The following is a 12576-nucleotide window of genomic DNA, read 5'->3' as shown; positions in this document are numbered from 1 at the left end:
AACAGTCAATATTGGCACGATGCATCACGTCATATCGAACAATCAATTAATTAACAAAGGGTTAAAAGGAATTTTCGGCTCTGGCACGAAAGCTGAAATACCCGAATTGGACCGGAATGACAGACCGGCATGCAAACCGGCCAGGGATGGCCACCCCGGAACACATGAGAACGGGCGCAATCACGAGGCGCGGTAAACACAATGAAGCCACTGCATCTGATCGGCAAGGAAACCGACGAGGTCATCGAGGTCCTGCGCGAGACCCTGGGTTCACTGCGTTTTGGTTCCATCGAGATCGTTGTCCATGACGGACGCGTGGTCCAGATCGATCGCAAGGAGAAGCTGCGTTTCCAGTCCGCGTCGGAGCACGGGCCCCAGGGCGCCCGGGGAAGCCGGACCAGATGAAGCGCAGCTTCTGTCCATTCTGATAAATCCATTGCCGACCGGGTATCCGGAGGTTTTTACCTTGACCACCCTGCAGTCTGAAACAGTTCGCGCTGACCGGATGTCCGGAGGCCGCGCTCATGTTTCCGGCGAGAGATGAAGACATGAAAAGCAAAAATCGAATTCTGGTACTTGCGATCGGCCTGGTCGGTGGATTGACGGCACAAGATACATTTGCCGCGGCATCCATTTACGGTCAGCTCAACGTTTCACTGGACAGCCTGGATAACGGCACCGACAGCGCGCTCAATATCTCCAGCAACTCGAGCCGGATCGGCTTCAAGGGCGATATCCAGGTCGGCGGCGACGTCGCCGGCATCTATCAGGTCGAATCCGAGCTGCGCGCGGATACGGCCGCGCCCAACGAGAACAACGTGCTGGCCACGCGCAACACCTTCCTCGGGTTGCAGGGCGGCTTCGGTACCGGGCGCATCGGTCGCTTCGATACCCCGGTCAAAGTCATCGGCCGCGCGGTCGATCTGTTCGGCGACCAGGTGGGGGACGCGCGCAACATCACCCGCGCCGGCTCCGGCATCAACCGCTTCGATGAGCGCCCGAACAACAGCATCGACTACACCTCGCCGGAGAAATCCGGCTTCAAGGGTACGTTGCAGTATTCCACCAACGTGGACACCGCGGTCACCCCGACCAACGACAACGACCTGCTGAGTCTTGCGGTGAACTACGCCCAGGGCCCGCTGTTCATCGGCCTGGGTTACGAAACCGCAGGTAACCCGACTGGCGCGCAGGATGATCCGAACATCATCCGGGTGGGTGCCTATTACGATCACGACGCCTGGCGCTTCACCGGCCTGTGGCAGGCGATCAGCGGGGCGGCCAGCGACGGCAGCCAGGACGAGGATGCCTTCGGCCTCGGCGTGCGCTACAAGCTCGACGCCTGGACGTTCAAGGGCCAGTACTACCTGCTGTCGGCGGAGGCCGGGGACCGGGATGCCGGTTTGGCGGCGATCGGGGCCGAATACGCCCTGCAGAAGGGGCTTGCGCTCTATGTCGACTACGCCGCCACCGACAACGATGACGGTCGCGGTGTCACCCCGTATCGCGAGGGCCGCAGCGACAACCTTGCCGTGGCCGCCAACGGCGATTCGGCCAGCGCCATTTCGCTCGGCGCAATCATCAAGTTCTAGGCCCCGATCGGGGACAGATTTCTAATCTGTCCCCTTACCCATATGAACGAGGAGAATGGATCATGAAATGCATCATCACCGTCATCGCCGGCATCGCGCTCGCCGCCGGCGCCAGCGCCGCTGCGCTGGCCAAGGACATCAAGCTGCTGAATGTGTCCTATGACCCCACGCGTGAGCTGTATCAGGACTTCAATCAGGCCTTCGCCAGGTACTGGAAGGAAAAGACCGGCGACCACGTCGTGGTCAACCAGTCCCATGGCGGCGCGGGCAAACAGGCGCGCGCCGTGATCGACGGCCTCGAGGCCGACGTGGTCACGCTCGCGCTGGCCTACGATATCGACCAGATCAGCGAGAAGACCGGCTGGTTTCCCAAGGACTGGCAGAGCCGCTTGCCCAACAACAGCTCGCCCTATACCTCCACCGTCGTGTTCCTGGTGCGCAAAGGCAATCCCAGGGGCATCAAGGACTGGGACGATCTGGTGAAGCCGGGCGTCGGCGTGATCACGCCGAATCCGAAGACTTCGGGCGGCGCGCGCTGGAACTATCTGGCGGCATGGGCCTACGCGCTGGACAAATACGGCTCCGAGCAGGCCGCCCGGGACTTCGTCACCAAGCTGTTCAGGAACGTGCCCGTACTGGATTCCGGCGCCCGCGGTTCGACCAACACCTTCGTGCAGCGCGGCATCGGCGACGTGTTCCTGTCGTGGGAAAACGAGGCCTTCCTCGCGCTGAACGAACTGGGTCCGGACAAGTTCGAGATCGTGCTGCCCTCGCTCAGCATCCTGGCCGAACCGCCGGTGACGCTGGTGGACGCCGTGGCGAAGAAGCACGGCACCACGGAGGTGGCGAGCGCCTACCTTGAGTACCTGTACTCGCCGGAGGGGCAACGCGTTGCCGCGAAGCATTATTACCGCCCCATCAAGCCCGAACTTGCCGATCCGAATGACGTCAAGCGGTTTCCCGCGTTGAACCTGGTCACTATCGATCAGGTGTTCGGCGGGTGGCAGAAGGCGCAGAAGGCGCACTTCAGCGATGGCGGGATATTCGACCAGATCTACGTACCGTCGAACTGAGCAATCATCACTTACAAGAGAAAAGAGAGAGGAATACGCCATGGCCGTCATTGCCCTCAATTCACGCAACCAGTTCCGCGGACGGGTCACGCGCATCATCCGCGGCCCGGTGGTCTCCGAGGTCCAGTTGGAGACCCCTGCGGGCACCATCTCGTCGGTGGTGACGTCCAGCTCGCTGGAGGAACTGGGATTGCGCGAAGGCCATGAGGCCATGGCGGTATTCAAGGCGACCGAGGTGGTGCTGGCCAGATTCCAGCCGGTGTCCGGCGATTCGGGTCGGGAGTGAAGACGATGTCCGCGTCCCTGTTCACACTGCGTCGCCCGAGCGTGATTCCCGGCTTCGGCATCACCATCGGGATCACCCTGTTGTATCTGAGCCTGATTATCCTGATCCCGCTGTCCGCCACCTTTCTTAAGTCCACCCAGCTGGGCTGGGACAGTTTCTGGGCGACGGTGACCGCGCCGCGGGTGGTCGCCTCCTACAGGCTGAGCTTCGGGGCCTCGTTCCTCGCCGCCGTGATCAATCTGGTCTTCGGCCTGCTGGTCGCGTGGGTGCTGGTGCGGTACCGCTTCCCCGGCCGGCGCCTGATCGATGCGCTGGTCGACCTGCCGTTCGCCTTGCCGACCGCGGTGGCGGGCATCGCGCTGACCGCGATCTATGCGCCGAACGGCTGGATCGGCCGGTATCTCGAGCCACTTGGCATCAAGGTGGCCTTCACGCCCACGGGCGTGCTGGTGGCGCTGATCTTCATCGGCCTGCCGTTCGTCGTCCGCACCGTGCAGCCGGTCCTGCAGGAGCTCAAACCGGAGCTGGAGGAGGCGGCGGCGAGTCTCGGCGCCTCGCGCCGGCAGACCTTCTTCCGCGTCCTGCTGCCGAGCCTGTGGCCGGCGCTGCTGACGGGCTTCGCGCTCGCCTTCGCGCGTGCATTGGGGGAGTACGGGTCCGTGATCTTCATCGCCGGCAACATGCCGATGGTGTCCGAGATCACGCCGCTGCTGATCATCACCAAGCTGGAGCAGTACGACTACGCCGGCGCCACCGCGATCGCCGTGGCGATGCTGGTCATCTCGTTCCTGCTGCTGCTGCTCATCAACCTGCTCCAGTGGTGGGGCAGACGCCGTCACCAGTGAGGTTCCCATGAATCCGACCGTGCCCCCGACATTGAACGAACCCGCATGGTTCCGCCGCCTGCTGATCGGCGCCGGCCTGGCGTTTCTCGGGTTGTTCCTGCTGCTGCCGCTCGCCGCCGTACTGACCGAGGCGCTGCGCCAGGGGCTGGACGCCTACCTGGCCGCGCTGCGGGAACCGGTGGCGCTCGCCGCGATCAAGCTGACGCTCATCGCCGCGCTCATCGCTGTTCCGCTGAATCTCGTTTTCGGCGTCACCGCCGCGTGGGCGATCGCGAAGTTCGAATTCCGCGGCAAGAGCCTGCTGATCACGCTGATCGATCTGCCGTTCTCGGTATCGCCGGTGATCGCGGGGCTGATCTACGTGCTGGTCTTCGGCGCGCAGGGCTGGTTCGGCCAGTGGCTGTTCGACCATGACATCAAGATCATCTTCGCTGTGCCCGGCATCGTGCTGGCGACGATCTTCGTCACCTTCCCGTTCGTCGCCCGTGAACTGATCCCGGTGATGGAGGAGCAGGGCACGGCGGAAGAAGAGGCCGCGCTGACGCTGGGCGCCAGCGGCTGGCAGACCTTCTGGCGTGTGACGCTGCCCAACATCAAATGGGGCCTGCTGTACGGCGTGATCCTGTGCAACGCGCGTGCGATGGGTGAATTCGGCGCCGTGTCCGTGGTGAGCGGCCACATCCGCGGCGAGACCAACACACTGCCGCTGCACGTCGAGATCCTCTACAACGAGTACAACTTCGTCGCCGCCTTCGCCTGCGCCTCGCTGCTGGCGCTGCTCGCGCTGGTCACGCTCGCGGCCAAGAGCTTCGTCGAATGGCGCGGCCAGGCACAGCGCGCCGCGACGCCGATTTCCATGCCGGCGTTACAGCCGTCCACCTGACACCCGGGAGACCTGTCCATGAGCATCATCATCGAGAACGTCAACAAGCACTTCGGCGGCTTTCACGCGCTGCAGGACGTCAATCTGACCATCCCGACCGGCGAACTGGTGGCCCTGCTCGGCCCGAGCGGCTGCGGCAAGACCAGCCTGCTGCGCATCATTTCCGGGCTGGAGCAGCCGGACAGCGGCAGCATCCGCTTCGACGGCCAGGACGCCACGCGCCGCCATGTGCGCGAACGCGGGGTGGGCTTCGTGTTCCAGCACTACGCCCTGTTTCACCATATGACGGTGTTCGATAACGTCGCCTTTGGACTGACGGTACGCCCGAAGGCCGAGCGCCCGGGAAAGGAGGCGATCCGGGAGAAGGTCCGGGAGCTGCTGCGCCTGGTGCAACTGGAGTTCGTGGCGGACCGCTACCCGAACCAGCTGTCCGGCGGCCAGCGCCAGCGCATCGCGCTCGCGCGCGCGCTGGCGGTCGAGCCCAAGGTGCTGCTGCTGGACGAGCCGTTCGGCGCGCTCGACGCCAACGTGCGCAAGGAACTGCGCCGCTGGCTGCGGAGATTGCACGATGAGATCCATGTCACCAGCGTGTTCGTGACCCATGACCAGGAGGAGGCGATGGAGGTGTCGAGCCGGGTGGTGGTGATGAACAAGGGGCGCATCGAGCAGGTCGGCACGCCGGACGAGGTCTACGAGCAGCCGGAGACCGCCTTCGTTTCACGCTTCCTCGGCAGCGTGAACCTGTTCCACGGCCGTGTCCACAACGGCTGGGCGCACATCGGCGACCTGAAGGCGCCGACGCCGGAAGGCGCGGCCTTCGCCCCCGGTTCCACCGCGGTGGTGCACCTGCGCCCGCATGAGATCGATCTGTCCGCGCTCGCCGAGGGTTCGATCGGATCGGGGCGGGTGAGCAGCATCTTCACCATCGGACCGATGGTGCGCATCGAGCTGGAGCGTGAAGGCGAGGAGGACGGCCTGGTCGAGGTCGAGTTCACGCGCGAACGGTATCAGCGGGCGCCGCTCGTGTTGGGTGAGCGGGTGTTCATCAAGCCGCGCAACCTGCGGGTGTTCGTGGGCAGTTAATCGAGATCGGGGGCGGATTTGAAATCCGTCCCCCTGGCTATTTGATTCGCCACTCGATGCGCATGCCCGCCCGCAGCGGCACCAGCGCGCCGTCGCCGAGCGGGTACTGCTCCGGTGCATCCCAGGCCTGCCGCACCAGCGTGATGCGGTCGCTGTTGCGCGGCAGGCGGTAGAAATCGGAGCCGTGATGGCTCGCGAAGCCTTCCAGCCGGTCGAGCGCGCCCGTCTGCTCGAAGGCCTCGGCGTACAGCTCGATCGCTGCGTACGCGGTGTACGAGCCGGCGCAGCCGCAGGCGGTTTCCTTGCGCGCGCGCTCGTGCGGGGCGCTGTCGGTGCCGAGGAAGAACTTCGGGCTGCCCGAGGTGGCCGCGCGCAGCAGGGCCTGGCGGTCCGCTTCGCGCTTCAGCACCGGCAGGCAGTAGTAATGCGGGCGCACGCCGCCGGCGAGCAGGGCGTTGCGGTTGTACAGCAGGTGATGCGCCGTGATGGTCGCGGCGATCGTCGCGGGCGCGCGGGTGACGAAATCCACCGCGCCGCGGGTCGTGATGTGCTCGAACACGATGCGCAGCGCGGGAAAGCGTTGCGTCAACGGCGCCAGCACGCGCTCGATGAAGGCGGTCTCGCGGTCGAAGATGTCGATCGCGGAATCGGTGACTTCGCCGTGCACCAGCAGCGGCAGGTCGTGGGCCTGCATGGCCTCGAGCACCGGATAGACCTTCTCGATCGCCGTCACGCCGGAGTCCGAGTTGGTCGTCGCGCCGGCCGGATACAGTTTCAGCGCCGCGACCCCCGCCGCCTTCGCGCGCCGGATCTCCTCCGCCGGGGTGCTGTCGGTGAGGTACAGCGTCATCAGCGGAGCGAATGTCACGCCGGCCGGCACGTGCCGCAGGATGCGCGCGCGGTAGGCCAGCGCCTGCTCCGCCGTGACCACCGGCGGCGCCAGGTTCGGCATGACGATCGCGCGTGCGAACTGCGCCGCCGCGTGCGCCACCGTCGTCTTCAGCGCCGCGCCGTCGCGCAGGTGGATATGCCAGTCGTCGGGGCGGGTGAGGGTGAGTTCGTTCATGGGCCGGCGGCGATGGGGACGGATTTGAAATCCGTCCCCATGGCGGATTACTCGTCCTTAGGCAGTTCGGCGTTACAGCCCGCCAGGCGGTTCAGCGCCGCGACGCCGAACAGGCGGAAGCCGCGCAGGGCCTCGGGCGGGTGGCCGGCGACGCAGACGATGGGCTTGCCTTTGGCGTGGCCCATGATCAGCGGGCGCCCGGAGCGCATCGGCACGCCGTCGACGAGCAGTTCGCCGACGGCCTTCACCAGGTCGGAGATGAAGTCGCGGCCGCCGACGGCGGTGCCGCCCGAGATCAGGATCATGTCCGAGCCCTCGAGCGCCTTGCGCACGGCGGCGACGAAGGCATCGAAGTCGTCGTTCATGATGCCGCCGGTGAGCGGGCTGGCGCCGGCGGCGGTCACGGCCGCCGCCAGCATCAGGGTGTTGCTGTCGCGGATCGCGCCCGGCGTCAGCGCCTCGGTGTAGGGGATGACCTCGTCGCCCGAGGCGAAGACCGTGACCTTCGCCCGCGCCGACACGTCGATGCGCGGGATGCCCAGCGCGGCGATGGTGCCGATCGCGGCGGCATCGATTTGGGTCCCGGCCGGCAGCGCCGTGGCGCCCTGCTTCAGGTCGCAGCCCTTTTCCTCGATGAAGAAGCGCGGCGGAAAGGGGCGGCTGATGGTGAAGGACTCGCCGTCCTCCTTCGCCTCCCACGCGCGCACGCTCGAATAGGGACCATCCGGCACCAGGCTGCCGGTTGCGATGCGCACCGCCTGGCCGCGCTTGAAGGTCGGGCACTGCCGGTCGCCGGGCTTCACCGCGCCGACGATCCTGAACGAGGCCGGTTTCTCCTCGGAGGCGCCGGCGCCGTCCTCGGTGTGGATCAGGAACCCCTCGACGATGGCGCGGTTGTACGCCGGCATATCCTCGGGCGCGGTGATATCCCGCGCTGTCACGCGGCCGAGCGACTGTTCGAGCGCGCAGCTCTCGCTGCCCAGGCGGCGGAAGGGGATGGCGTCGCTGAATTTCTGTTGTGCCTCGGTGAGTGGAGATGGCTCGCTCATGATGGGCCCTTTTTCGGCTGGATTTTGGAGGGGTTTCGAGTCCCAGCAGTATACGCGGAGTGTTTGCGAAGATAAAAGGCCAGAGAGACAGTAATCGTAGCCCGGATGAAGCGCAGCGGAATCCGGGAATGGATCTGCGCTCCCCCGGATTTCGGTGCCTCGCGCCGGCATCCAGGCTGCGAAAACACGAGGCCCGATGCAGACCCGCGAGCAACCTCAGTCAGATCGCAATCCATCCATGATCTTACGGTCGAGCAGCAGGTTGAGCGTGAAGCGCACGCCGAAGCCGGTGACGTCGGAGGGGATATGCGCGAGGCCGCCCTTGTTGTTGCCGGCCGACAGGTCGATGTGCAGCCACGGGCGATCGGCGACGAAGCGCTTGAGGAAGCGCGCGCCGAGGATGTGATCGGCCTCACCCTCCAGCGTGCACTGCTTGATGTCGGCGATCGTGCTCTGCAGCGCCTCTTCATAGTCCTCGTCGAGCGGGAACGGCCACACGCGCTCACCGCTTTCGCGACCGGCCGCGATCACCTCGGCGATGAGCGCCTCGCGGTTGGTGAAGGCCCCGCTGTAGCGCGTGCCGAGCGCGTACACGCAGGCGCCGGTGAGCGTCGCATAATCGATGATCAGATGCGGTTTTGCGCGGCTTGCAAGCGCCAGCGTGTCGGCGAGTACCATGCGTCCCTCGGCATCCGTGTGCACGACCTCGATGGTAGTGCCGTCGCAGGCGGTGACGACGTCGTTCTGCTTGTAGGCGTGCGGGCCGATGTGGTTCTGCGCCAGCGCCAGCCAGCAGTCCACGGCAAACGGGACCTTGAGACGGCTCAAGGCGAGCAGGGTGCCGAGCGCCACCGCGCTCCCTTCCATGTCCTCGTGCATGCCGTGCATGTGCTTGGCCGATTTCAGGTTCATCCCGCCGGTGTCGAAGCAGATCCCCTTGCCGACCAGGGCCAGCCTCGGCGCGCGGCGGGCGCGCGGCGGGGTGTAGCGCAGGTGCACGATGGAGGCATCGTCATGCGCGCTGCCCTGGGCGACGGCGAGGAATGCGCCGGCCTTCAGCCGCTGCAAGGCCCGGCTGTTCAGTGTCGACATCCGCCAGCCTTGCTGGCGCGCCAGCAACGCGATCCGTCGCCGGTATTCACCGGGCGTCAGCAGATTGGGCGGCAGTGTGGTCAGCGAACGGGCCAGGTGATTGCCCTCGGCCTCGGCCGTCAGCCGTTCGGTATCGAGGGCGGCCGCGACACCGTAGATGTCGATCGTGTTCAGGCGGCGCGCCCTGGCCGGCGTGCTCTTGAGCGTTGGCAGTGTGAAATGGCCGGCCAGCGCCGCGGCGACCAGCGCCTCGGCGGCGCGCCGTGCCGGTTCCGGAGCGAAGCCGGCGACCAGCAGCCCGATCCGGCGCGGATTGCGTTGCAGCACCGGGGCCAGCAACTTGCGGGCCAGCGTCAGCAGTGTGAACGGACTGGCCGCGTCGTCGGCCAGCGCCAGCACCACGTGCGTGGCGCGGCGGTTCGGCAGATCGGTCGCAAACGGGCCGGTGGCGTCGTCGCCCAGCGCCCGGTGCAGTCGCTGCAGCAGCAGACCGGCGTCGGTGAACCCCGGTGGCGGCCGGTGGCGCCGGGAGGCGGGCAGCAGCACGACGAGGTGTTCCAGCGCGGCCAGCGGCGCGGCGCCCGGGACTTTATCATGTTGTTTCAGAGTGACTTTCATTTTTGTCAGGTCCGGGCAGTTCGGGCGTCAACTTGACCTGACCGGGGAAAAACCTGATCATGTCTGCCCGAATTTTGATGGTTTGGCACGGTCGCCGAATCGGATCCGGTGGCGAGAAAAAGCGTAGCAAAAACAACTGCGATTGCCTATAAGCGGCCGTGATGGGACCGGTCCTGCGGGTCCCCACGGCGGTTCGAGGGTCAGCCTGCATCGGCCTGTGCAAACGGAACACTCTGTTCAAGTTCCACCGCTGACGATTGACCTCAACAGTGCCGGGCTGATCGAGTTTAGCGAGGTTGGAACCATGTCTCAGCAAGCGGAATACCTAGATGTCGATGCGATCGAAACCCAGGAATGGATCGATGCGCTGGAGGCCGTGATCGCCAACGAAGGCGTCGAGCGTGCCCATTACCTGCTGGAGCAGATGATCGACATCGCGCGCCGGACCGGTGCGCACCTGCCGTTTTCGGCCAACACCGCATACGTCAATACGATCCCGACCCAGCTTGAGGTCCCGATGCCGGGCGATCCGGCGCTCGAGGACCGGGTCCGCGCCTATATTCGCTGGAATGCGATGGCGATGGTCGTCAAGGCCAACCGCAAGGCCTCGGAACTCGGCGGCCACATTGCGACCTTTGCCTCGGCGGCGACCTTGTACGACGTCGGTTACAACCATTTCTGGCGCGCGCCGAGCGAAGGTTTCGGCGGCGACCTGATCTTCTCGCAGGGACATGCCTCGCCGGGCACCTATGCCCGGGCGTTTCTCGAAGGCCGGCTGACCGAAGAGCAACTGGATCATTTCCGCCAGGAGGTCGACGGCAACGGGCTGTCATCGTATCCGCATCCGTGGCTGATGCCGGACTTCTGGCAGTTTCCGACCGTGTCGATGGGACTGGGGCCGATCATGTCGATCTTCCAGGCCCGCTTCATGAAATACCTGGGCGACCGCAAGCTGGCCGACACCGACGGCCGCAAGGTGTGGTCGTTCCTCGGCGACGGCGAATGCGATGAACCGGAGAGCCTCGGCGCGATCTCGCTGGCGTCGCGCGAAAAGCTCGACAATCTGATCTGGGTCGTCAACTGCAATCTGCAGCGGCTCGACGGCCCGGTGCGCGGCAACGGCAAGATCGTCCAGGAACTCGAGGCGATCTTCCGCGGCGCCGGCTGGAACGTGATCAAGGTGCTGTGGGGCAGCTACTGGGATGCGCTGCTGGCCCGCGACAAGGACGGTCTGCTGAAGCAGCGCATGATGGAGGCCGTCGACGGCGATTTCCAGAACTACAAGGCCAAGGACGGCGCCTATGTGCGCGAGCACTTCTTTGGCAAGTATCCGGAACTCAAGGCCATGGTCGCGAAGATGACCGACGCCGACATCTGGTCGCTGAACCGCGGCGGCCACGATCCGCACAAGGTGTACGCGGCCTATCATGCCGCGGTCAATCACGTCGGCCAGCCGACCGTGATCCTGGCGCACACGGTCAAGGGTTATGGCATGGGGGCGGCCGGCGAAGGCCAGATGCGCACCCATTCGCAGAAGAAACTGCAGGCCGAGGACATGATCGCGTTCCGCGATCGCTTCAACATCCCGCTGTCCGACGAGGATGCGGCCGAAGGCAAGTACTACATGCCGCCGGCGGACAGCCCGGAGATGCAGTATCTGCATCAGCGCCGTCAGGCGCTGGGCGGCTACCTGCCGGCGCGCCGCACCCAGGCGCCACCGCTCGAGATCCCGGACCTGTCGGTGTTCGCGCCGTTGCTCGAGGGCAGCGGTGACCGCGAGATGTCGACGACGATGGCCTATGTCCGCCTGCTGACGCTGCTGTGCCGCGACAAGAAGATCGGCCAGTACATCGTGCCGATCGTACCCGACGAGGCGCGCACCTTCGGCATGGAGGGCATGTTCCGCCAGCTCGGGATCTATTCGTCCGTCGGGCAGCTGTACACGCCGCAGGACAAGGACGAGATCATGTTCTACAAGGAGGACAAGAGCGGCCAGATCATCGAGGAAGGGATCAACGAGGCCGGCGCGATGTCGTCGTGGATCGCGGCCGCGACCGCCTACAGCTCACACGGTGTCAGCACGATCCCGTTCTACATCTATTATTCGATGTTCGGTTTCCAGCGCATCGGTGACCTGGCATGGGCCGCCGGCGACATGCAGGCGCGCGGTTTCCTGATCGGCGGCACCGCCGGCCGTACCACGCTGGCCGGGGAAGGCCTGCAACACCAGGACGGCCACGGTCTGGTGCTGGCCGGGACGATTCCGAACTGCATCAGCTACGATCCGACCTTCAGTTACGAACTGGCCGTGATCATCCACGACGGATTACGCCGGATGTATGTCGAGCAGCAGAACGTCTACTACTATGTCACGGCGATGAACGAAAACTACCACCACCCGTCGATGCCGGCCGGGGCCGAGCAGGGCATCATCAAGGGACTGTATCAGTTCAGCGCCGCAAAGCAGGGCGCGGCCGCACAGGTGCAGCTGCTCGGCTCCGGAACGATCCTGCGCGAGGTCATCGCCGCCGCCGAGCTGCTGGCCGCCGACTGGGGCGTGCAGGCCGATGTCTGGAGCGCGACCAGTATCAACGAGCTGGCCCGCGAGGCCCAGGCGGTCGAGCGCTGGAACCGGCTGCATCCGACCGCGCCGGCGCGGACTCCGTATGTCAGCGAGTGTTTTGCCGGACGCGGCGGCCCGTTCATCGCGGCGACCGACTATATCCGCAACTATGCCGAGCAGATCCGGCGCTGGGTGCCGGGACGTTACGAGGTGCTTGGCACCGACGGCTTCGGCCGCAGCGACACCCGCGCCCAGTTGCGCAAGCATTTCGAGGTCAACAGCCACCATATCGTCATCACGGCGCTGAAGGCGCTGGCCGACGAGGGCAGGTTCCCGCTGGCGAAGGTCGGCGAGGCGATCGCGAAGTATCGCATCGACACCGAAAAGACCTATCCCCTGTATGCATAGCCGCAGGGGAATCCCGTC

Annotated in this window: 11 protein-coding genes; 8 read left to right on the top strand and 3 right to left on the bottom strand. The window is 65.5% G+C overall.

Annotated features, from left to right (window positions below):
* Window positions 1-201 precede the first annotated feature (201 nt).
* The 7 genes from IPM20_13225 (at window position 202) to IPM20_13195 (ending at window position 5762) form a co-directional block, all read left to right on the top strand.
* On the top strand, window positions 202-405 hold the full coding sequence (locus tag IPM20_13225; GenBank protein ID MBK9132576.1) for a YezD family protein: 204 nt from the start codon (window positions 202-204) through the stop codon (window positions 403-405).
* A 143-nt stretch (window positions 406-548) separates the two neighbouring features.
* Window positions 549-1592 (top strand): porin, encoded by a 1044-nt coding sequence (locus IPM20_13220; protein ID MBK9132575.1) that lies wholly within the window; start codon window positions 549-551, stop codon window positions 1590-1592.
* Window positions 1593-1654: 62 nt separating this feature from the next.
* Window positions 1655-2665 (top strand): sulfate ABC transporter substrate-binding protein, encoded by a 1011-nt coding sequence (locus IPM20_13215; GenBank protein ID MBK9132574.1) that lies wholly within the window; start codon window positions 1655-1657, stop codon window positions 2663-2665.
* A gap of 40 nt (window positions 2666-2705) precedes the next feature.
* Window positions 2706-2951, top strand: coding sequence for a TOBE domain-containing protein (locus IPM20_13210; protein MBK9132573.1), 246 nt, complete (start codon window positions 2706-2708; stop codon window positions 2949-2951).
* A gap of 5 nt (window positions 2952-2956) precedes the next feature.
* Window positions 2957-3796: a sulfate ABC transporter permease subunit CysT gene (gene cysT, locus IPM20_13205; GenBank protein MBK9132572.1), complete on the top strand. Its 840-nt coding sequence runs from the start codon at window positions 2957-2959 to the stop codon at window positions 3794-3796.
* A gap of 7 nt (window positions 3797-3803) precedes the next feature.
* Window positions 3804-4679, top strand: coding sequence for a sulfate ABC transporter permease subunit CysW (cysW, locus tag IPM20_13200; GenBank protein MBK9132571.1), 876 nt, complete (start codon window positions 3804-3806; stop codon window positions 4677-4679).
* A gap of 18 nt (window positions 4680-4697) precedes the next feature.
* Complete coding sequence (locus IPM20_13195; protein MBK9132570.1) at window positions 4698-5762, top strand: sulfate ABC transporter ATP-binding protein; 1065 nt, start codon at window positions 4698-4700, stop codon at window positions 5760-5762.
* 37 nt (window positions 5763-5799) lie between these two features.
* On the opposite strand, the gene pyrC is transcribed toward IPM20_13195, so the two are convergent.
* The 3 genes from pyrC to IPM20_13180 form a co-directional block, all read right to left on the bottom strand.
* Window positions 5800-6828, bottom strand: coding sequence for a dihydroorotase (gene pyrC / locus IPM20_13190; protein MBK9132569.1), 1029 nt, complete (start codon window positions 6826-6828; stop codon window positions 5800-5802).
* Window positions 6829-6875: 47 nt separating this feature from the next.
* The gene (locus IPM20_13185; protein MBK9132568.1) at window positions 6876-7877 is read right to left on the bottom strand and encodes a molybdopterin molybdotransferase MoeA; all 1002 of its coding nucleotides are present in this window, start codon (window positions 7875-7877) and stop codon (window positions 6876-6878) included.
* A 216-nt stretch (window positions 7878-8093) separates the two neighbouring features.
* Window positions 8094-9587, bottom strand: a complete 1494-nt coding sequence (locus IPM20_13180) for a leucyl aminopeptidase family protein (protein MBK9132567.1) — start codon at window positions 9585-9587, stop codon at window positions 8094-8096.
* 304 nt (window positions 9588-9891) lie between these two features.
* Between IPM20_13180 and aceE the strand changes: the two genes are divergently transcribed.
* Window positions 9892-12558, top strand: coding sequence for a pyruvate dehydrogenase (acetyl-transferring), homodimeric type (gene aceE / locus IPM20_13175; GenBank protein MBK9132566.1), 2667 nt, complete (start codon window positions 9892-9894; stop codon window positions 12556-12558).
* The last annotated feature ends 18 nt before the right edge of the window (window positions 12559-12576 follow it).

This window comes from Gammaproteobacteria bacterium, from assembly GCA_016716465.1.
GTDB lineage: Bacteria > Pseudomonadota > Gammaproteobacteria > SZUA-140 > SZUA-140 > JADJWH01.
Note: the sequence above shows the minus strand (reverse complement) of the source record. Positions and strands in the feature narration are given on the sequence as shown.